Annotated in this window: 15 protein-coding genes, 13 tRNA genes, 2 rRNA genes and 1 pseudogene (1 of these 31 cut by a window edge); 5 read left to right on the plus strand and 26 right to left on the minus strand. The window is 57.6% G+C overall.

The genetic code is table 11. The features are described 5' to 3' along the window. The first annotated feature begins 131 nt into the window (after window positions 1-131). Window positions 132-392: a hypothetical protein gene (locus BCS37_RS10715; protein ID WP_006692479.1), complete on the plus strand. Its 261-nt coding sequence runs from the start codon at window positions 132-134 to the stop codon at window positions 390-392. A 53-nt stretch (window positions 393-445) separates the two neighbouring features. Here BCS37_RS10715 and BCS37_RS10720 read toward each other — a convergent pair whose 3' ends face one another. Beyond that, complete coding sequence (locus BCS37_RS10720) at window positions 446-1,168, minus strand: DUF4198 domain-containing protein (RefSeq protein WP_069181410.1); 723 nt, start codon at window positions 1,166-1,168, stop codon at window positions 446-448. 205 nt (window positions 1,169-1,373) lie between these two features. Here BCS37_RS10720 and BCS37_RS10725 point away from each other — a divergent pair, with 205 nt between their 5' ends. Together BCS37_RS10725 and BCS37_RS10730 are read left to right on the plus strand one after the other, a co-directional pair. Further along, window positions 1,374-2,504: an LPP20 family lipoprotein gene (locus BCS37_RS10725; RefSeq protein WP_069181411.1), complete on the plus strand. Its 1,131-nt coding sequence runs from the start codon at window positions 1,374-1,376 to the stop codon at window positions 2,502-2,504. Window positions 2,505-2,611: 107 nt separating this feature from the next. Further along, complete coding sequence (locus BCS37_RS10730) at window positions 2,612-2,833, plus strand: TOBE domain-containing protein (protein WP_069181412.1); 222 nt, start codon at window positions 2,612-2,614, stop codon at window positions 2,831-2,833. A gap of 113 nt (window positions 2,834-2,946) precedes the next feature. Here the strand turns inward: BCS37_RS10730 and BCS37_RS10735 are convergent, their stop codons facing one another. From BCS37_RS10735 to BCS37_RS10750, 4 genes are all read right to left on the minus strand, one after another. Then, on the minus strand, window positions 2,947-3,780 hold the full coding sequence (locus BCS37_RS10735; RefSeq protein WP_069181413.1) for a class II fructose-bisphosphate aldolase: 834 nt from the start codon (window positions 3,778-3,780) through the stop codon (window positions 2,947-2,949). A gap of 40 nt (window positions 3,781-3,820) precedes the next feature. Continuing rightward, window positions 3,821-4,906 (minus strand): alpha/beta fold hydrolase, encoded by a 1,086-nt coding sequence (locus BCS37_RS10740; protein WP_069181414.1) that lies wholly within the window; start codon window positions 4,904-4,906, stop codon window positions 3,821-3,823. A 33-nt stretch (window positions 4,907-4,939) separates the two neighbouring features. Beyond that, window positions 4,940-6,325, minus strand: a complete 1,386-nt coding sequence (locus tag BCS37_RS10745; protein WP_069181415.1) for a GntP family permease — start codon at window positions 6,323-6,325, stop codon at window positions 4,940-4,942. A 72-nt stretch (window positions 6,326-6,397) separates the two neighbouring features. Beyond that, window positions 6,398-7,087, minus strand: coding sequence for a cyclase family protein (locus BCS37_RS10750; protein WP_069181416.1), 690 nt, complete (start codon window positions 7,085-7,087; stop codon window positions 6,398-6,400). A 244-nt stretch (window positions 7,088-7,331) separates the two neighbouring features. On the opposite strand from BCS37_RS10750, the gene BCS37_RS10755 reads away from it, so the two are divergent. Both BCS37_RS10755 and BCS37_RS10760 read left to right on the plus strand, forming a co-directional pair. Further along, a complete protein-coding gene (locus BCS37_RS10755; RefSeq protein ID WP_006696607.1) occupies window positions 7,332-7,700 on the plus strand; it encodes a hypothetical protein in 369 nt (122 codons plus the stop codon). Then, window positions 7,664-8,572: pseudogene (locus BCS37_RS10760) on the plus strand (IS3 family transposase); the annotation flags it as partial. The gene BCS37_RS10755 and the pseudogene BCS37_RS10760, both read left to right, overlap by 37 nt. A gap of 116 nt (window positions 8,573-8,688) precedes the next feature. Here the strand turns inward: BCS37_RS10760 and BCS37_RS10765 are convergent. The 21 genes from BCS37_RS10765 to BCS37_RS10865 all read right to left on the minus strand — a co-directional run. After that, window positions 8,689-9,348: an MIP/aquaporin family protein gene (locus BCS37_RS10765; RefSeq protein WP_083205797.1), complete on the minus strand. Its 660-nt coding sequence runs from the start codon at window positions 9,346-9,348 to the stop codon at window positions 8,689-8,691. Window positions 9,349-9,544: 196 nt separating this feature from the next. Continuing rightward, window positions 9,545-10,963 carry a four-carbon acid sugar kinase family protein gene (locus BCS37_RS10770; protein WP_069181417.1) on the minus strand — a complete coding sequence of 473 codons (1,419 nt, stop codon included), beginning with the start codon at window positions 10,961-10,963 and terminating at the stop codon, window positions 9,545-9,547. 11 nt (window positions 10,964-10,974) lie between these two features. Then, on the minus strand, window positions 10,975-11,871 hold the full coding sequence (garR, locus tag BCS37_RS10775) for a 2-hydroxy-3-oxopropionate reductase (protein ID WP_069181418.1): 897 nt from the start codon (window positions 11,869-11,871) through the stop codon (window positions 10,975-10,977). A gap of 154 nt (window positions 11,872-12,025) precedes the next feature. Continuing rightward, a complete protein-coding gene (locus tag BCS37_RS10780; RefSeq protein WP_069181419.1) occupies window positions 12,026-12,688 on the minus strand; it encodes a GntR family transcriptional regulator in 663 nt (220 codons plus the stop codon). 101 nt (window positions 12,689-12,789) lie between these two features. Then, the gene (locus BCS37_RS10785) at window positions 12,790-13,461 is read right to left on the minus strand and encodes a trimeric intracellular cation channel family protein (protein ID WP_069181420.1); all 672 of its coding nucleotides are present in this window, start codon (window positions 13,459-13,461) and stop codon (window positions 12,790-12,792) included. A 15-nt stretch (window positions 13,462-13,476) separates the two neighbouring features. Next, the gene (locus BCS37_RS10790; protein WP_069181421.1) at window positions 13,477-14,790 is read right to left on the minus strand and encodes a lipase family protein; all 1,314 of its coding nucleotides are present in this window, start codon (window positions 14,788-14,790) and stop codon (window positions 13,477-13,479) included. A 115-nt stretch (window positions 14,791-14,905) separates the two neighbouring features. Further along, window positions 14,906-14,991: transfer RNA gene (locus BCS37_RS10795), tRNA-Leu, on the minus strand. A gap of 16 nt (window positions 14,992-15,007) precedes the next feature. Then, window positions 15,008-15,093 (minus strand) — tRNA-Leu (locus BCS37_RS10800). A gap of 41 nt (window positions 15,094-15,134) precedes the next feature. After that, window positions 15,135-15,220, minus strand: a tRNA-Leu gene (locus BCS37_RS10805). Window positions 15,221-15,330: 110 nt separating this feature from the next. Next, window positions 15,331-15,417 (minus strand) — tRNA-Leu (locus BCS37_RS10810). Between the two features lie 11 nt (window positions 15,418-15,428). Beyond that, a tRNA-Gly gene (locus BCS37_RS10815) sits at window positions 15,429-15,502 on the minus strand. Between the two features lies 1 nt (window position 15,503). Beyond that, window positions 15,504-15,579: transfer RNA gene (locus BCS37_RS10820), tRNA-Thr, on the minus strand. 46 nt (window positions 15,580-15,625) lie between these two features. After that, window positions 15,626-15,701: transfer RNA gene (locus tag BCS37_RS10825), tRNA-Phe, on the minus strand. A gap of 7 nt (window positions 15,702-15,708) precedes the next feature. Next, window positions 15,709-15,785: transfer RNA gene (locus tag BCS37_RS10830), tRNA-Asp, on the minus strand. Between the two features lie 21 nt (window positions 15,786-15,806). Then, window positions 15,807-15,882: transfer RNA gene (locus BCS37_RS10835), tRNA-Val, on the minus strand. A 6-nt stretch (window positions 15,883-15,888) separates the two neighbouring features. Further along, window positions 15,889-15,964: transfer RNA gene (locus tag BCS37_RS10840), tRNA-Lys, on the minus strand. 20 nt (window positions 15,965-15,984) lie between these two features. After that, window positions 15,985-16,060, minus strand: a tRNA-Lys gene (locus BCS37_RS10845). 40 nt (window positions 16,061-16,100) lie between these two features. Continuing rightward, window positions 16,101-16,177 (minus strand) — tRNA-Gln (locus BCS37_RS10850). Between the two features lie 201 nt (window positions 16,178-16,378). Then, window positions 16,379-16,454, minus strand: a tRNA-Asn gene (locus BCS37_RS10855). 4 nt (window positions 16,455-16,458) lie between these two features. After that, window positions 16,459-16,575: ribosomal RNA gene (rrf, locus tag BCS37_RS10860) — 5S ribosomal RNA — on the minus strand. Between the two features lie 295 nt (window positions 16,576-16,870). Then, window positions 16,871-18,332, minus strand: a 23S ribosomal RNA gene (locus BCS37_RS10865) (it continues 1,469 nt past the right edge of the window).

Below are 18,332 nucleotides of genomic sequence, written 5' to 3' on the forward strand. Positions count from 1 at the left end.
ACCCCTTATCGCATATTATACGGGCTTCCCGCCTTTTTCGCAACCTCATTTTAATAGGTCTTTTCAATTTAATATTGTATTGCGCGATCGGCTCTGTTAAAATGGGCAAATCGCAGAGAGGAGGTGCGCACATGACCATCGAGGGAGCCGTCATCATTGAGAAGGGCGTGACCTTCGCCATCATCCACGTCGCCCCCGAAGTCACGCGCTACACCATCAAGTCGACGCAGACCCGCCGCGCCCTCATGCGCTTCTTCCCCGGCATGCCGATCATCCTCATGAGCCTCACAAACGACGGCAAGCCCCAATACTACGGACGCAAGGATATCGTGGACTTTTTAAGCAGCATTCGGCTGAACCAGATCCCGTGGAAGAAGTATCATATTGTATAATAAAAAGCGCAGCCACACACGCAGCTGCGCTTTCCTATTTTTCAACGTTGCCTTTACTCTGCCGGGATGATGAACGAGAGGGAGCTGAAGATCTTCTTCGTCACGATCGGATTGTCCGTCGGGAATCCGACCTCAACGCCGATGACATTGAGCCCGTTGTTTGCAATGCGCACAGAGATTTCGCCGTTCGCATCTGCCTGCATCTCATTGGTGAGGTCGCCAAGCACATCCGCGATCACGGGCGCATTCGCATACGGCTGACCATCCTTATAGATGCGCAGACGGAGCGTATCGCCGCGGCGCAGCGTCAGCGGATTCACCTCGGGCACAATCTGGATCGGCACATTGTAGATGCCCGCCGGCTTCACGGCCTCGTTCCAGTAGTGCACATTGTACTTGTAGGCATAGGTCACTGCCTTGAGATTCTCGATGTCCGAGAAATCACGCGTCGGGATCACCTTGCCGTCCGTCGTCTTTGCAAAATAGCCGTAGTCAAAGAACGTCGCCGTCACGCCGAGATTATCGCTCGGCACGATGAGTACGTTCTTGTCCGTGTCCACGCGCTCGACTGTCGTCGGCTGGAAATTCACGTCATAGGCATCAATGCGCTGCACGCAGTCGGGGCTGTAGGCATTATCAAGCGGCCCCTCACCGAGGACGAGCGCCTTCTGATCCAGACGGTTCGCATAGAACACGCCGTGTGCATCTGCCGGCACTGCATACATTCCAAGCCCCATTGCCGCGCCGAGTGCTGCTGCCAAAAGTTTTTTCTTCATCGAATATCCTCCTATCGGAAAACAAGATGTGTGCGGGAGCAATCCCACCATTGATATCATTATAGTATAACTAATTCCCGTTTGCAATAACGCAAAATTCTTTTGCTCTTTTCACTTTTCTTAGCAAATACTAATGAATTTCTCATCCTGTTTTATCCTTCATTTGAGATATTCGAATTGGGACTATGCTGAAGGAGGAATATCTATGCACGTTGTAAAATCCATCGCTCTCGCCGTGATCATGCTCGCGCTTGCCGTCTGCACGGTTGGCACGAGTGAGGCGGCGGCCAAGTGGGACGGCGGCAGCATCCGCGTTGTCGGCCTCGGCATCGCGCCCATCGGCACGAGTGGGCCGCAGGCAGAGGCACTTGCCCGACGCGCTGCGGTCAGCGATGCCTACCGCCAGCTCGCCGAACAGGTGAACGGCGTGAACGTCGACGCCATGACGACCGTCGAGAATCTGATGCTCGTGAACACGACCGTCCGCACCCATGTGAGTGCACTCATCAAGGGTGCCGCCATCGTCGAAGAAGCACAGCAGCGTGACGGCTCCTACACGGTGACCATCGACCTGCCCGTCTACGGTGCTGCCTCGCTTGCGAGCACAATCTTTGCTCCGAACAAGGTACCTGAGGCATGGACACCGCCCACGAGCGTTTACACCCCCTACACGCCGCAGACCACCTACGACACCACGGGCTACGGCACGTATGACCGCACGCAGACGTGGGGCAATACGGCAGGCACAGCGACAGCACCTACGCCGCTCCACCCGACAACACCTGCGGTCATCCCGAATCCACTCCGTCCGGATGCACCCGCAGTGACGGCACCCGCTGCACCGACGGAGCCCGCGCCGCTTCGTCCGTCGCATCCGGCACCGCAGACCTCGACGATGCCCTCCGTTCCCGCACCTGCAGTGCAAACGCCCGCCGCTCCTGCGCCCGCAGCACAGACACCGATCGCTCCTGCAGCACAGCCTGCCGAGATCATTCCCACGGGTCAGGCAGTCGGCGGCTACACAGGTGTCATCATCGACTGCACGGGACTCGGTCTGCGCCCCGTCATGAGCCCTGTCATCAAGGCAGAGAACGGCCGTCCGATCTACGGCTACAAGAACCTCGACAGTGACAAGATCATCCAGAACGGTATGGCATCCTATGCTCGCAGTGAGGCGGATGCCGCACGCGCGGGCACAAATCCGCTGCGTCTGCGTGCCGTCAGCGTCGACGGCAATGCGAACCCCGTCCTCTCCGCGAACGATGCGAACCGCCTCCTCCTCGAGAACAGTGCGAGCGGCTTCCTCGACGCGACGAACGTGGTATTCCTGCGCTGAGAACAGCCTCCTGAAAAGCCCTGGGAAATTTGTGAGATTTATCACGAATTTTTCAGGGTTTTTGTGTTATACTATACAAGATACTACAAAATAAGGGAGGGAAACATATGAAACTCAGTGCACGCAATCAGCTCAAGGGCAAGGTTGTCTCCATCGAGAAGGGTGCCGTCAACGGCATCGTCGGCATCGAGCTGAAGGGCGGCGACGTCGTCACCGCAACAATCAGCCTGAACTCCATCAAAGAGCTCGGTCTTGAGGTCGGCAAGGATGCGTACGCGGTCATCAAGGCAACGTCCGTCATGGTCGGCGTCGATCACCACCACAACTAAGAACCGCCGCGCGCAGTATAAAATCCCCGCACACCGAAAATATTCGGTATGCGGGGATTTTTCGTTGGGAGTGGGGAAGGGGGCCATGCAAGCATGGTGAAAGGGGCATCCCCCTATCCAAACATCCCGATATACTTCTTGACCGCCGCCTTCACGTAGTCCACCTGCCGCAGCGACAGGACAGAGTAGTGCGGCTTCTCGCGTGTGAGCAGGTCCGCCGTCTGCGCGACGACCGCGCTCGAGATCTCCGTATTGACATTGATTTTGGCGATGCCGCGCGCAATGCACGCACGCAGATCCTCCTCCGGCGTACCGGAGCCTCCATGCAGGACGAGCGGCACATCCACCGCGCGGTGAATGTCCGCGAGAATATCCGTGCGGATGTGCGGTGTCCCCTTGTAGAGCCCGTGCACCGTCCCGATCGAAACAGCGAGCGCATCCACCTCTGTCGCCGCGACGAACTCCCGCGCCGCCGCAGGGTCGGTATACTGCTCCACATCCTCCGTGCGCCCCTCGTGCGAGTCTGCGCCCACTGCGAGACTGCCGAGCTCCGCCTCCACGGAGACGCCGCACGCGTGTGCGACATGACAGACCGCATGCGTATTTGCGACATTCTCCGCAAACGGGAGCATCGAGCCGTCGTACATAACCGAGCCGAAACCCGCCTGGATCGCGCGATAGATAATATCCATGTCGCTGCAGTGATCGAGATGCAGGCAGACGGGCACGCGCACCTCCCGTGCGAGTGAAGCCACGATCGCGTGCGCCGTCTCAAGCGACATATTCTTGAGATACGCCGCCCCGAACGCCGCGATCACGGGCTTTCCCGTCTCCTCACCCGCCGCGATGCAGCCGCGGAACGTCTCATAGCTGTAGCAGTTAAAGGAGCCGACAGCATAGTGCTTTTCATAGGCGGGCGCAAGAATTTCCTTTAGATTTACCAGCATTCCAATACGACTCCTTTTCTCTGCGCAATCCTACACAAAATCACTTTTCAGCAGAAACTCCCTGTGCCGGAACCGTCTGCAGGAACTCTGCAAACGCCGCTTTCCACCACTTTGCCCGAGCAGTCGTACCGTGCCCCACGGTCTCTTCACTTTCCGGGATAAGGTAGAGCGATGCGTGCTGGATGCGCGGCAGTTCCCGCTCCATCACGCCGAGCGAGGGCGGATTCCGCTCATCGTCTGCGGAGTTGATTGCAAGGACGTATGCACGGATATTTTCGAGCTCTTTCGGATTGTAGTCTTTCGACGACTCCCACTGATACAGGAAGTCGTTCGTATCCATGGTAAACGGAGCACTCAGCCGCTTTGCAATGACTTCATCCGCTGCATCGCTGGTCGGTGCCAGCTTCTGCAGTGCCATGCTTCCGCCATTCGTCCCGAGCCCGTAGAACACGGAAGTAAACTGCGTAATCGCGGGCTGCTCCGTGTAGTTCCCGTCCTGCCACGCAGGATCTCTGCGGATGCTCTCGCTGATGAACTTGCGCATCATCCAGTTGCGCCCTGACATCTCGATCGGCATCGACGCCATCGGTACGAGAGCATCCATGAACTCCGGATAGTGAATGCCCCAGAGCCACGTCTGCATGCCACCCATTGAGTTGCCGATGATGACGCGCAGGTGCTTTACGCCAAGCCCTTCTGTCACGAGTCGATACTGCGCAGACACCATATCATCATAGTTGTAGCGCGGAAAACGTGCCCGCAGGCCGTCGGACGGCTTGCTCGACGCGCCTGTCCCGATTGCATCGGGCAGGATGATGTAGTAGTTGCGTGCATCCAGCGGCTGTCCGTCGAGGAACAGTTCCCCGCCGAAATCCTTGCCGAGCATCCTTGCTCCCGAGCCCGTCGTCCCATGCAGGATGAGCACAGCCTCATTCTTCGGATCACCGAGCGTCGTGTAGCCGATGTGGAGCTTGGGGAAGACCTCACCCGTGTGGAACGTGAAGTCCTTCGCCGTCCACACATCCGTTTTCTGCATGTAGTATTCCACCTCTGCCGCAAGCACAGTCGACGCACTCAGCAGGAATACTGACACGAGTAAAAATATTTTCCGTACAAGTGACCTCATCCGAATACCTCCTTACTCGTAAATGATCTTTCCTCAGAGCAGCCCTGGCAGCGAGGTGGTGAACATGCTGAGAATCAGAACGACGATGAGAGCCGTCACGCCGGAGATCGTTCCGCCCACCGTCCACACACGCATGGTACCCGGCACGTCGAACTTGCCGAAACGGTTGACGACCCAGAACCCGGAGTCGTTCGGCAGCGAGAGACCGATGCCGCCCGCGCAGATTGCGAGTGCAGCAAGCAGCGGCGACACTCCTTCGAGCCCGGTGACCACCGGAGCGAAAATCGCTGCCGTCGTCACAAGTGCGACCGTGGTTGAGCCCTGTGCGGCGCGGAGCACCTGACTGATGATGAACGCCGCGACGAGAATCAGCGCTCCCGTGCCGTCCGTCAGCCCCGTCATGCCCTCGACAAGCTGCTTGCCGATGCCCGTCTCGTTGATGATCTTGCCGAACGCGCCGCCCGCACCCGTAATCGCGAGAATGATGCCGGACTGTGTACACGCCTCGTTGACGAGATCATTGAACGAGTCCGTCAGGTAGTCGCGCAGGCAGAAGAATCCCATAAAGAGTCCGAGAAGCAGCGCAATGTTCTTGTCGCCGATAAAGGTAAAGAACATATGCGCAGCCGTCCCTTTCTCGAGGAACATCCCTGCCACCGTGCCCGTCAGAATGATGACGATTGGGAAGAAAATCAGGAAGATGCCAAGCTCACCGGACGGCAGCTTCTTTGTCTCGACGGACTTCTCGCGCTCCTCCTCCTCGCTCAGTTCATCGTCAAACGCATTTGCAAAATCGTTCTTGTATTCCTCACGCGTCCCGAGATATTTTCCATAGATCACGCCGCCGACCAGAACACCCGCAAGACTGGCGATGATCGCATAGAACAGGAACCATCCGATGTTAACGCCCATCGTTGCCGCCACAGCAATCGGGCCGGGCGTCGGAATGACCATCGCGTGCGTCGTGATCAGGCCGACCGCGAGCGCCGTGACGAGTGTCGCGAACGGGACACGCCCCTGCCGCGACAGCGTCTTGACGAGGTTGACGAGGATGACGAACGCCGCATCGAAAAACACGGGGATCGACACGATGTAACCCGTGAGCGCGATCGCCATCGGCGTGTTCTGCGTCCCCGTCACGCGCAGCAGCAGCGCTGCGATCTGGCTCGTGCAGCCCGACACGTGGAGCAGTGTACCGAGCGCAACGCCGAGTACGATGATGATGCCAATGCCCTGCATCGTCCCGCCGAAGCCCGCCGCCATCGCCGCCGCTGTCTTATCGAGCGGCATTCCCGCGAGGATGCCCATGAGCAGACCGCCGAGCAGCAGCGCGAGGAACGGATGCAGCTTGAATTTGATGATGGATACCAGCACGAAAACCAGTGCCGCAAAGAAGATTGCCAAGAGTACACCAAGCATAATTTCGCCTCCTTTATATGAGCCTCCCCCACTGTGCAGGAGAGGCTCTCTTATCCCCTGATATGTCCCGTCTCAGTCCTCGATTTCCGCGATGCAGACCACCTGACTGGAGTCAAGACCTACGATGCGAAGCGGCGCGTTGAAGAATCGCTTGATCTTCTTCCCCTTCGGCACCTCGGACAGGTGCATATCCTCGATTGCCGTGCAGAACTTCCCGGTGTGGTACCCGAGCAGATGCTGATGGCAGTGTACGGGCGACTCACTCTCCGGCACCTTGGTCGACGGGGAGCCGACCGCGAGGAAGTCCATCCCGATCACGCGCAGATTCGGGAACGTCTCCGTCAGGTAGTCCCCGGCGCTCGGCGCGATATAGGAGCCCTCGTGCTGATACACCGTCGGCTCCTCCGTCCGATACCGTTCGAGTCCGGTGCGAATCAGCGCGGCAGAAACGTGCCTGAGGACATCGGCAAACGGCTCCAAATCCTCCTTCGTGACACCCTCTGCAAGTCCCTTTGGAATGTCGAGCACAGCCACCTCCTCATGACAGAAGTAGTCGATGTCCAGCTGATTGATGCTCAGCCCGTCCTTGACAAAGTGGCGCGGCGCATCCATATGCGTACCGCAGTGATTTGGCAGCTCCGTGATGAAGCTCGCAAACGGCGTCTTCTCACAGACATCGGTGCACTGCTTCGTCTTCACGACAGGCTCGCCCGGCCATGCGAGATCCTTCGGATCGAGCGGATGAGAGAGAAACATAAACATAGGGGTGCCTCCTTTTCATATCTGACCAAAGAAACGTATCGTCCTTACATCTGCCATCGAAACAGCACATTATAGAGAATCCCGGCAGCTGCGCCGCCGAGCATGGGGCCGACGACGGGAACTGAAGTGGTAAACTAAAACTGGACACAGAGGGGGTAGAAAATGGACACTGTTTGCAGTATCCTGTACACAGGATGACAGGCAGCGGACAGCCTATCTCCCGATGCAGACAGGAGGTTGCCACGTGAAGTACACCAAGGAGCAACGTTTGGACATAGGCCGTCGGATCTACGACGGCGAGCTTACGAGATATGAAGCAGCAGAAGAATATGGGATCAGCGAGCAGACCGCACGGGATTACATGCGCCACTACCGGGATGCCAACCAGCTCCCGCCGAAAAGGGGTGTGCGCAGCTGCTTGGGTCTTGCCAAGACCAAATCCATACCAGTTCCCACCGGCCTGGAAGATCTCCAGTCCATGACGAAAGAAGAACTCATCGACGCCCTCGTTATGGCAAGGATCACAGAGGCACGCTTAAAAAAAGGTTATCTGGTGGAAGGAGTTGGTGCGGAAAAGACGTTCATTCCTATCGGCAGGAAGAATACCAAGTAGTCATGGAGCTTTCCGGACAGTTCCCCATCCGGCTGCTCTGTACAAAGACCGGAATCCCACGCAGCAGCTTCTACAACTGGAAGAAGAGCGTGGAACATCCACCCGAACAGAAGAAACGGCTTGTGCAGAGCATCGGATTGTTTCAGGAATACCATGGGCGCTTTCCCTCCCATGGCTACCGCTGGCTGAATGCCAAGATCCGATTGGACAAAGGAATCGTATTTTCCGATCCCTATGCCCATAAATGCTGTAAGATCGCAGGGATCAAGAGCCTTTGCAAACATTACAGCTACAAGAAGGAGGGCGATCCGTCCAGAACCTATCCGAACTTGTTGCTTGCAGGAATCAACATCACCGGCCCCATGGAATGTGTGGTGAGTGATATGACCGCTTTTTATGTGGAGCGCACATACTACGAGCTCACACTATATATGGATTTGTGGAATGACGAGCTCATTGCCCACGCGCTCTCATCCAAGCGCGGCGATCGCATGACCTACCTCGACGGCTTGCAGGACGTGCTTGCGTTCAAGAAGCAGTATCCGAATCAGAAGCTCATCCTGCACAGCGATCAAGGCTCTGTTTACGCATCCAAGAGCTACAACGAACTCCTGCCCATGTACAACATTGTCAGGTCAATGTCCAGAGCCGGCACACCGACAGACAATGCCGCGATGGAGGCGATTAATGGTTGGATCAAGGCCGAACTCTTTACAGATTTCCATATTACTTCGCCGGAGAATGTCCCCGCTCAGGTATCCGACTACATTCGCTTCTTCAACGCGGAGCGCCCTGCATATGCCCTTGGATACCTTACGCCGAAGCAGTATCGGGAGCAGTTCGCGCCAAAGCACGAAGGTGCGGCTCCTTGATACGTGTCCTTTGAATGGAGGTCATGGATATTCTGTGTATCACATCTTCGATGAATATGTACAGTATCTCAATTCTAATGACTAATTTTTAGGTTTTTGTGTCCAGTTTTTGTTGACTAGTGCAGAACCCACGCATAACTCCAATCCGAATTACCCTTTCCGCGAATGGGCAGCATCGCGTGCACAATGCGGGGGGCAAGGTCGCGCGCGGGATTGATCGCGTATCCCGTGAGCCCGGCGAACGCCATGACGCCGCCCGCCACGCCGGCAAACACGAAGAACAGCGCCACGCCTCCCGCGGGCTGCAGATGCGAGAGCGACAGGATGATGAACATCAGACTGAACGTCGCAGTCGCCTCGGCGAGACAGTTGCGCAGCGGATTCCGAATCGATGGTGCCGTGGCAAACACGCCGAGCTTCGCCCCCGCCTCGGGTTCCTCATCGAGGTGATCCTTCCAGACGAACCAGACAATGACCGCGCCCACATAGGCGCCTAGGAATTGCGCGATGAAGTAGCCGGGCACCATCTCGAGCGGGAAATCCCCGCCGATCAGGAAGCCGATCGTCACCGCAGGATTGACATGCGCACCCGTGAGCGGAGCAAAGATTGCCGCTACCGCGACCATCCCGAGCCCCCAGCCGCACGCCGCCATCAGTCCGCCCGCGCCATACATCCCCGACTTCTTCAGCGAAATATTGGCAATCGTTCCAAGTCCCAATATCATGAAAAAGGCGGTTCCTACAAACTCGCCAAGATACTGCTGAAAGTGTTCCACAGTAAGCCCTCCTTATACAAGCTTAACATACAGAGCTTTTGCCTAGGGAACCACTGATAAAATGAAGTCTGTCAGATTGGCGTAGATTTTTTCGTCCGATTGAGGAGGCAAACCGGACGCAGAGTGGTGCTCTGTGGAGGATTTGCCAACGAAAAGCGGGCAAAAAAGATGCGCCAAGATGATGGTGCTGAATTTATCAGTGGTTCCCTAGCATTGCGGTCACATCGCGCAGCGTCGTTGCCGCGCCGACGTTGCCCGGGAAGATGATGTAGCTCATGCCCGGGAATTTGCTCTCTGCGCCTGTCTGCCACACGGGGATGCCGGGCGCGACCTGTCCGAGGACGAGTGCGCGGCGGACGGAGAGCCCCTTCGTACCGACATCGCTCGAGGTGATGCCGCCCTTGGCGATGAGGAACGCGGGCTGAACGCTGAGACGACGCACAATGCTCGTGATCGCGTCCGAGATCTGCACGGAGACACGCAGTGACTCCTCCTCGGAGCCCGCATCGAAGCGCTTGCGGCCCGTATAGACCGCGACCGTCACGCCGCTGCGGATGGCATTCTCCGCCTCCGCAATGACGCGCCGCAGCTCCTCGGCGAGCTTTGGCGGGTCGAGCACGAACATGTGGTTGAACTCGATGAACTTCACCGCGCTCAGTTCCCGCAGCTTCTCGAACTGCTCCGTCGTCTTCTTCACATGCGAGCCGATGATGATGAGCCCGCCGTTCGTGTTGCCCTTTACAACGAGCTCATCGCGCCCGAGGAGCGGTTTATCCGCAACGCCGCCGATGACCTTTGTCCACGCCGCTGCCGTGCGGAACAGGAAATTCTTGCCCGCCTTCATCGCGCGCATCATCGCGATCGCAAACACCTTCACATCCACATAATCCACGGCGTTCACAACGACCTTGCGGAAATCCCGCACCGCCGTCAGCTGCGCCGTGATCTCGTCTACGCGCACGGCACGCAGGTCGTCGAGCGAGATGCTGACCACATCCGCCGCACGGAACGCGCCCTTCGTCTTCTCCTCGATGTACGCCTTCATGTTCGACGCCGTGTAGCCGAACGTCTTGTCCCGTGCGAACTCCGTCTCACCCGCCGGTGTCAGATCGGCGCCCTCCTGCACATAGTGCACGTCGCCGATCGTAAACCGCCCGCCCTCCTTGAAGAACGGCATGAGCACCTCGCCGTCGATGCGCTCGCCCGACTCCTCAAGGGCGTGAGCAAGCGTCTCCGTCTCAAGCGGATAGTGCCCGCGCAGCGTCGAGTCGCTGCGGCTGATGAGCATGAACTGCTTGCCCGTCCGCTTTGACTCCGCCGCCACGCGCGCCGCGATCGTGCGGTGCTCCGCCTCCGTCTCGGCCGCCTGGAACGCGCGTGAGTTCGTGAGGATGAAGAACATCGCGTTTCCCTCGGCAAAGCCCTCTGCGATACTCTCAGGCGACCAGTCCGTGTAGACATGGATGCCGTTCACTGTCTGCACGCCCGTCGGATCATCGTCGAGCACGATGATCTTGCGGTCAAAGCCCCTGCGTTCCTCGTTGAGCGCGGCGTCGACCTTCGCCTCGTCAACTGCGGGAATTTTTGCAAACAGTTCGTCCTTCGATACCTTCATAGCTGCTCTCCTCACACCTCGTTGGATTTGACGACGACGCCGGAGATATTCTCATAGAACTGAACGATGCCGCTGTGATCATCCATCAGATGTCCCGTCGCCTTCAGGCTGTGCATGATCTGCTGCAGGACACCTGTGAGGATGAGCGGCAGCTCCATGCCCTTCGCCGTATCCATGACGTTCGTGATGTCCTTGAGGTTGATCGCGATCGGGCCGCCCGGCTTAAAGTTGCGGGAGTACATCATCGGCGCCTTTGCATCGAGCACCGTGCTGCCCGCGAGGCCGCCGCGGATCGCCTCGTAGACCTTCTTCGGGTCGGCGCCCGCCTTCGTCGCGAGGATCAGCGCCTCCGACACCGCCGCGATGTTGAGATTCACGATGACCTGATTCGCCAGCTTCGTCACCGAGCCGCTGCCGCTGGGGCCGACGAGCGTGATCGTCTTGCCCATCGCCGCAAAGACGGGACGCGCCTCTTGGAGCACCGCCGCGTCGCCGCCGACCATGATCGCGAGCGAGCCGTCCACGGCGCCCGGCTCACCGCCGCTGACCGGCGCATCGAGGAACGAACAGCCGTGTTCCGCCGCCATCGCCGCAAACTCCTTCGATTCGACCGGCGTCACCGAACTCATGTCCGCGATGATCGTGCCCTTCGCCGCGCCCGCAAACACACCGTCCGCGCCGCTGAGGATCGTGCGCACGATCGGGCCGCTCGGCACCATCGTGATCACCATGTCCGCGCCCGTCGCCGCCTCCTTTGCCGACGATGCCGCCTTCGCGCCCTCCGCCGCCATCGCCTGCACCGCGTCCGTCGCCACGTCAAAGGCAGTGACCGCAAAGCCCGCCTTCAGCAAATTGCGCACCATGGGTTTCCCCATAATACCGAGTCCGATAAATCCGACATTTTTCATGGCTGATTCCTCCCGTTCAATAACGAACCCACCCAGCAGTATGTAGCATACTACTTAATTTATAAAAGAATCGGGCACTGCCCGAACTCCTGATTGAACCGCACACGACCGCTTGCGTAACGAGGCGTTTGCGGGTGCATCGTATCGGCATACCTTACTGTGTTACTCCAAACACGCGCGCCGTTGCCCGCATATGTACCATGAACGTACGCATTGCATCCGCCTCATCGCGCCGCCCGACCGCGGAGAGAATCGCCGCGTGCTCCTCCCACGCCTGTGCGTGCCGACGTGTGTGGTGCAGCGACGTAAACACCGCCTGCTCCAGCTTTGTCCGCATCTGTTCATGAATGCGGATGAGGTAGCTGTTCTCCGTCGCCGAGACCAGCAGCGTGTGAAACTCCGTATCCAGCCGCATGAACTCGTAATGCATATGATCGTCCGCAATGTATGTACGGCTTCTCTCCTGCACTGCGCCCAGCAGCGCGAGTGTTCGCTGCCGCACGGACTCGGGTGCCTCTGCCGTCAGCCAGCGGATACTATAGCCCTCAACAGCGATGCGCGCCGCAACAATCTCACGCAGATCATCCTCGGACACGGGGCGCACCGTCCAGCCGCGGTTTGCACGCACCTCAAGCATCCCTTCGTGCATCAGCTGCATCACCGCCTCACGCACGGGGGTACGCGACACATTCAGCTGGTCTGCGAGCTGCTGCTCAGAGTAGATCTCCCCCGTCCGCAGCTCGCCTTTGATGAGTGCAGCCTTCAGATACTGATACACCTGATCCTTGTAGGATACTTTTTTCAGCACGTTTGCCATCCTCCAGTTGTATGTAGTATACTAGTCAGACTAAAAAAATACAATCAGGACAAAAGTAGGAAAATTCAGCAGAGCAAAAAGAGCGCCGCAAAGGCGCCCTGTTATTCCTCCGTCCTCCCATCCCGATACCGCCGCGGCGGCCGTGGGTGATAGAGGCTCCAGTTCCAGTGAATCGCGGCGAAGCGGATCACGAGCACGAGCGCGAACGCGAGCCATGAGTCCGCCTCCACACCGAGTGTAAAGCGCAGCGTACAGAACACGAACGCACCGACGAGCGATGCCGCCGCATAGACCTCGGCATAGAGCACGACAGGCATCCGCTGCGCGAGCACATCACGGATCATACCCCCCCCGACTGCCGTCGTCGCCGCGAGCAGGATCGGCAGGACGTAGCTGTCCTCCCCGCCAAACCGCACCCCCGTGAGCGCGCCTGTGATCGTAAAGGCGGCAAGCCCGATCGTATCCGAGATGTTGAACATCGTGAGCAGACGCTGCCGCCGCATCCGATGGAGCGCCGTCCACTGATAGAGGAAGGAGGTCGCGAGCGCCACGCCCACCGAGAGCAGGAAATTGGTCGTATCGCGCAGTGCCATCGGCGGCGTCAGTCCCACGAGGAGGTCACGCACCATACCGCCGCCCACCGCCGTCGCGAGCGCAAGCACCGAAATGCCGAAGATATCCATGCGCCGCGACAGACCCACAAGCGCTCCCGATACGGCAAAGGCGAGCGTCCCGATGATATCGAACAGCCGCCACAGATCCTCTGCGATCATAGTTTCGTCCTTCCCTTAGTCCTGCGCGAACAGATACAACACCGTCTCAATCGGCGTCAGCGTGCCTGTACGTGCCGAACGGGATGTTGCCGCAATCAGATTCCCGTCCATATCATAGATCGCACGCTCCAATGTCAGGCGGTACGTCTCACGCGCCGTGCGCTCCCGTACCCCCGTAATCCGATAGGCAACCATCTCCTCTGCACCGACCTCACGCGCTGCCGAGAGATGACCGTCCAGACCGCTGAGAAGCCCCTCAGCCGAGAGCCCTCCTTCCCCTGCCGCAAACACCGCAGCCGCATTCTGCACATGGAGCGCATCACGCAGCACCGCCATCATATAGGGCGCATCCTCCGTGAGCGTATCGTCAAGCTCCGTCTCAATCGGCGTGACGTAGAGCGTCCGCCCCTCCGTACGCTTCGGCTGACCCATCAAAAAGAGAAAAGCATTGTCCCCGCCGTACGCATCGTAGAGCTGACGAATCGCCGCATCCACGTAGACAATCATCGCGTGCGGAAACTTCGCCGCAGACCACGCGGGCGACCATGCCACCCGCTCCCCGAAGTGCCGAAAGCCGAGCGGCGCGGCAAGCACATCCTTCATCGGATCGCCGCGCATCACCACACGGTGCAGATTAAACCGCCCCTCATAGCGGCGCGCAAACGCCGCATTCCCAACTGCAGGGGCGCCGAACGTCGTCACCACAAGCTGTGTGGGCGAAACGCCCATATCCGCAAGCCGCGCCGCCGTAAGTACCGCCGCTGCCCCGCCGAGACTGTGCCCCGTCAGATAGACCCGCATCGAGGGATGTGCACGCAGCTCCGCCGCCAGCACCTCGCCCGCCGTACGGTTCCCGTACGCGGGCAGCACATCCGTAAAGAGAGCCGCCTGCGTGTAGTCAAGGAAGCCGCGATGCACGAGCGGCGTCTCGCTGCGCTCCGTCACCGGCGCATCGCGCAGCGCTAAAAACTCTGCGGGCGAACTGCCGCCGAACGGCACGCGCCCAAGCCTCAGATCTGTCCACACATCGCTCCCGCGCTCCGTCCCAGGGAACGCAACAAGATGCGTCTCAGCTCCATCCTCATCCGTCCGCACCATATGAAAGAAACGGCCGACCGTTCCTCGATGTCCCTCTGTCTCATACGACTCGATCTGCCAGCCCGCAGCGACGAGCCGTGCACGGAGCAGCTCCGGCAGCTCTCCCGCATACGCTGCCTCCGATGCCGCCGCACACACGAAGTAGAGCGACGGCAGATCACGCGGTGCGGCAAACGTGCGCACAGGCAGCAAGAGCAATACAAGAAACACGAGCAGCCGCAGCAGCGTCATCATCACTCCTCCTTCACAAAAATATCCTTCCCTATTATAGCTATATTTCCCTATGAAATCCATAAAGCGAACACAAAAAAATCGCTGTAGTTTCCTGCAGCGACAGTGTTTCAAATGGTGCGGTTGATGGGACTTGAACCCATACGTCTTGTGAACACTACCCCCTCAAAGTAGCGCGTCTGCCAATTCCGCCACAACCGCATGATATGAAGTTAAATGGTGCGGTCGAGAGGACTTGAACCTCCACGATGTTGCCATCACTAGCGCCTGAAGCTAGCGCGTCTGCCATTCCGCCACGACCGCGTGACACTATATAGGATGTGGGCAAAGCCCGAGATAACAGATGGTGCGGTCGGTGGGACTTGAACCCACACGTCTTGTGAACACTACCCCCTCAAAGTAGCGCGTCTGCCAATTCCGCCACGACCGCGTGACATATAAAATTAGGTGGATGTCAACAATGGCTGCGCCATCATTGACTAAGTGACTCAATCAAGACTGCCGTTCGCTCACGCTCCGACATTCTTGTTTCGCTACTTATGGTGCCGAGGACCGGAATCGAACCGGTACGATCTTTCGATCGGGGGATTTTAAGTCCCCTGCGTCTGCCTGTTCCGCCACCCCGGCGAAATGCAAAATGGAGCGGGTGATGGGAATCGAACCCACGTGACCAGCTTGGAAGGCTGGGGCTCTACCATTGAGCTACACCCGCATGGAGCTGGCGAGAGGACTTGAACCCCCAACCTGCTGATTACAAGTCAGCTGCTCTACCGATTGAGCTACGCCAGCAGCATTGCACAAGCGGCATGCGCCGCAGACGCTGTAGTATACGAAGTGGTGCCTCAGAGCGGAATCGAACCACTGACACGGGGATTTTCAGTCCCCTGCTCTACCAACTGAGCTACCGAGGCATAAAAATGGCGACCCGAAGGGGACTTGAACCCCTGACCTCCGCCGTGACAGGGCGGCATTCTAACCAACTAAACTACCGGGCCGTATATTAGGATAAGTACCTATGGTGGGCGATGACAGGATCGAACTGCCGACATCTTGCTTGTAAGGCAAGCGCTCTCCCAGCTGAGCTAATCGCCCATAAAATGGTGACCCACCACGGAATCGAACCGTGAACCTACTGATTAAGAGTCAGTTGCTCTGCCAGTTGAGCTAGTGAGTCATGATAACAAAGGAAATAAGTGGTGGCTCACCCGGGACTCGAACCCGGGACCCTCTGATTAAAAGTCAGATGCTCTACCAACTGAGCTAGTGAACCTTTATCAGCGCCACGTTACCCGCTAAAAAAGGGTATATTTTGGCTGGGGTAGTTGGATTCGAACCAACGGATGCGGGAGTCAAAGTCCCGTGCCTTAACCGACTTGGCGATACCCCAACTATCCAAAGCGGCAAGGCCGCCAAAGGAATCGCTGATAAAATGAAGTCCGTCAGATTGGCGTAGATTTTTTCGTCCGAACAAGGAGGCAAACCGGACGCATAGCCAAAGCTATGTAGAGGATTTGCCGACACAGTTCGGGCAAAAAAGATGCGTCAAGATGGCGCGGCTGAATTTATCAGTGCTTCCTATAATACAAAATGGCTCCTCGAACTGGACTCGAACCAGTGACATTCTGATTAACAGTCAGACGCTCTACCGACTGAGCTATCGAGGAGTGATTGCGGCAACTACCTACTCTCCCACGTCGTCTCCAACGAAGTACCCTCGGCCTTTGAACGCTTAACTACTGTGTTCGGAATGGGAACAGGTGGAACCGTTCAGGCATCATCACCGCATTACTGACTTGTTCCAAGAGCAAAGCCCATCAGGGCGTATGCGATTGGCTCAACAAGTCGTACGCATAAGTGTCCCAAGAGTCAAGTCCGTAAGGACACAGACGATTGGCTGACACTACCTGCGCTCTATAGAGTAAACTGTCGTTCACTCAAAACTTCACAGAAGAAACTTCCTTGCAAATTAAAGCGAAATACTTGCTCACTTGATACTGTCGACATTTGCTTCGCAAACGTCGACTAAGTGATTCGCACAAGATTGTCTGTCGCTATGCTCCGACAATCTTGGCTCTCTACTTAAGTCAAGCCCTCGACCGATTAGTGCTGGTCAGCTGCACACATTGCTGTGCTTCCACATCCAGCCTATCTACCTTGTCTTCTTCAAGGGGTCTTACTTCCTTATAGGAATGAGATACTTCATCTCGGGACGGGCTTCACGCTTAGATGCTTTCAGCGTTTATCCCTTCCGGACGCAGCTACCCGGCCGTGCCCTTGGCAGGACAACCGGTACACCGTTGGTCCGTCCACTCCGGTCCTCTCGTACTAGGAGCAGCCTCCCTCATGTATCTTACGCCCGCGATGGATATGGACCGAACTGTCTCACGACGTTCTGAACCCAGCTCACGTACCACTTTAATGGGCGAACAGCCCAACCCTTGGGACCTGCTTCAGCCCCAGGATGTGATGAGCCGACATCGAGGTGCCAAACCTCCCCGTCGATATGGACTCTTGGGAGAGATTAGCCTGTTATCCCCAGGGTAGCTTTTATCCGTTGAGCGATGGCAATTCCACTCTCTTTCCACCGGATCACTAAGCCCTACTTTCGTACCTGCTCGACCCGTCAGTCTCGCAGTCAAGCTCCCTTCTGCCTTTATGCTCTTCGCGCGATTTCTGTCCGCGCTGAGGGAACCTTTGGACGCCTCCGTTGCTCTTTCGGAGGCGACCGCCCCAGTCAAACTGCCCGCCTGGTACTGTCCCGAACACTGTTAATGTTCCGGTTAGATCCTTAGCATATGAAGGCCGGTATCCCAACGGTGACTCCTCCTACTCTAGCGAGTAGGTCTCCCAGTCTCCCGGCTATCCTGTACGTCATATGCCAAAGACCAATGCCAAGCTGCAGTAAAGCTCCATGGGGTCTTTCTGTCCAGTCGCGGGTAACCTGCATCTTCACAGGTATTTCAATTTCACCGGGTCCCTCGTTGAGACAGTGCCCAAATCGTTACGCCTTTCGTGCGGGTCGGAACTTACCCGACAAGGAATTTCGCTACCTTAGGACCGTTATAGTTACGGCCGCCGTTTACAGGGGCTTCAGTTCGCTGCTTCACCTCAAGGGCTAACAACTCTCCTTAACCTTCCTGCACCGGGCAGGCGTCAGCACCTATACTTCAGCTTGCGCTTTCGCAGGCACCTGTGTTTGTGGTAAACAGTCGCTTGGGCCTCTTTTCTGCCGCCGTCAACAGCTCCGGTGGTAAACACCTTCACCATCAACGGCCATCCTTTTCCCGAAGTTACGGATGCATTTTGCCGAGTTCCTTAACGAGGGTTTTCCCGCGCACCTTAGGATTCTCTCCCCGCCTACCTGTGTCGGTTTTGGTACGGGCGGACGTCTTCTCGTTAGAAGCTTTTCTTGGCAGTGTAGTGCAGCTGAATTCAGATTGACCGTAGTCTTTCCTATCTATCGGTTCTCGGCCTTGTAGTATGGGGATTTGCCTCCATACAAGCCTACCGCCTTCGACGCGCTCTTCCATTCGCGCGCTCAG

Origin of the sequence: Selenomonas sp. oral taxon 920 (genome assembly GCF_001717585.1) — a bacterium.
Taxonomy (GTDB): domain Bacteria; phylum Bacillota; class Negativicutes; order Selenomonadales; family Selenomonadaceae; genus Centipeda.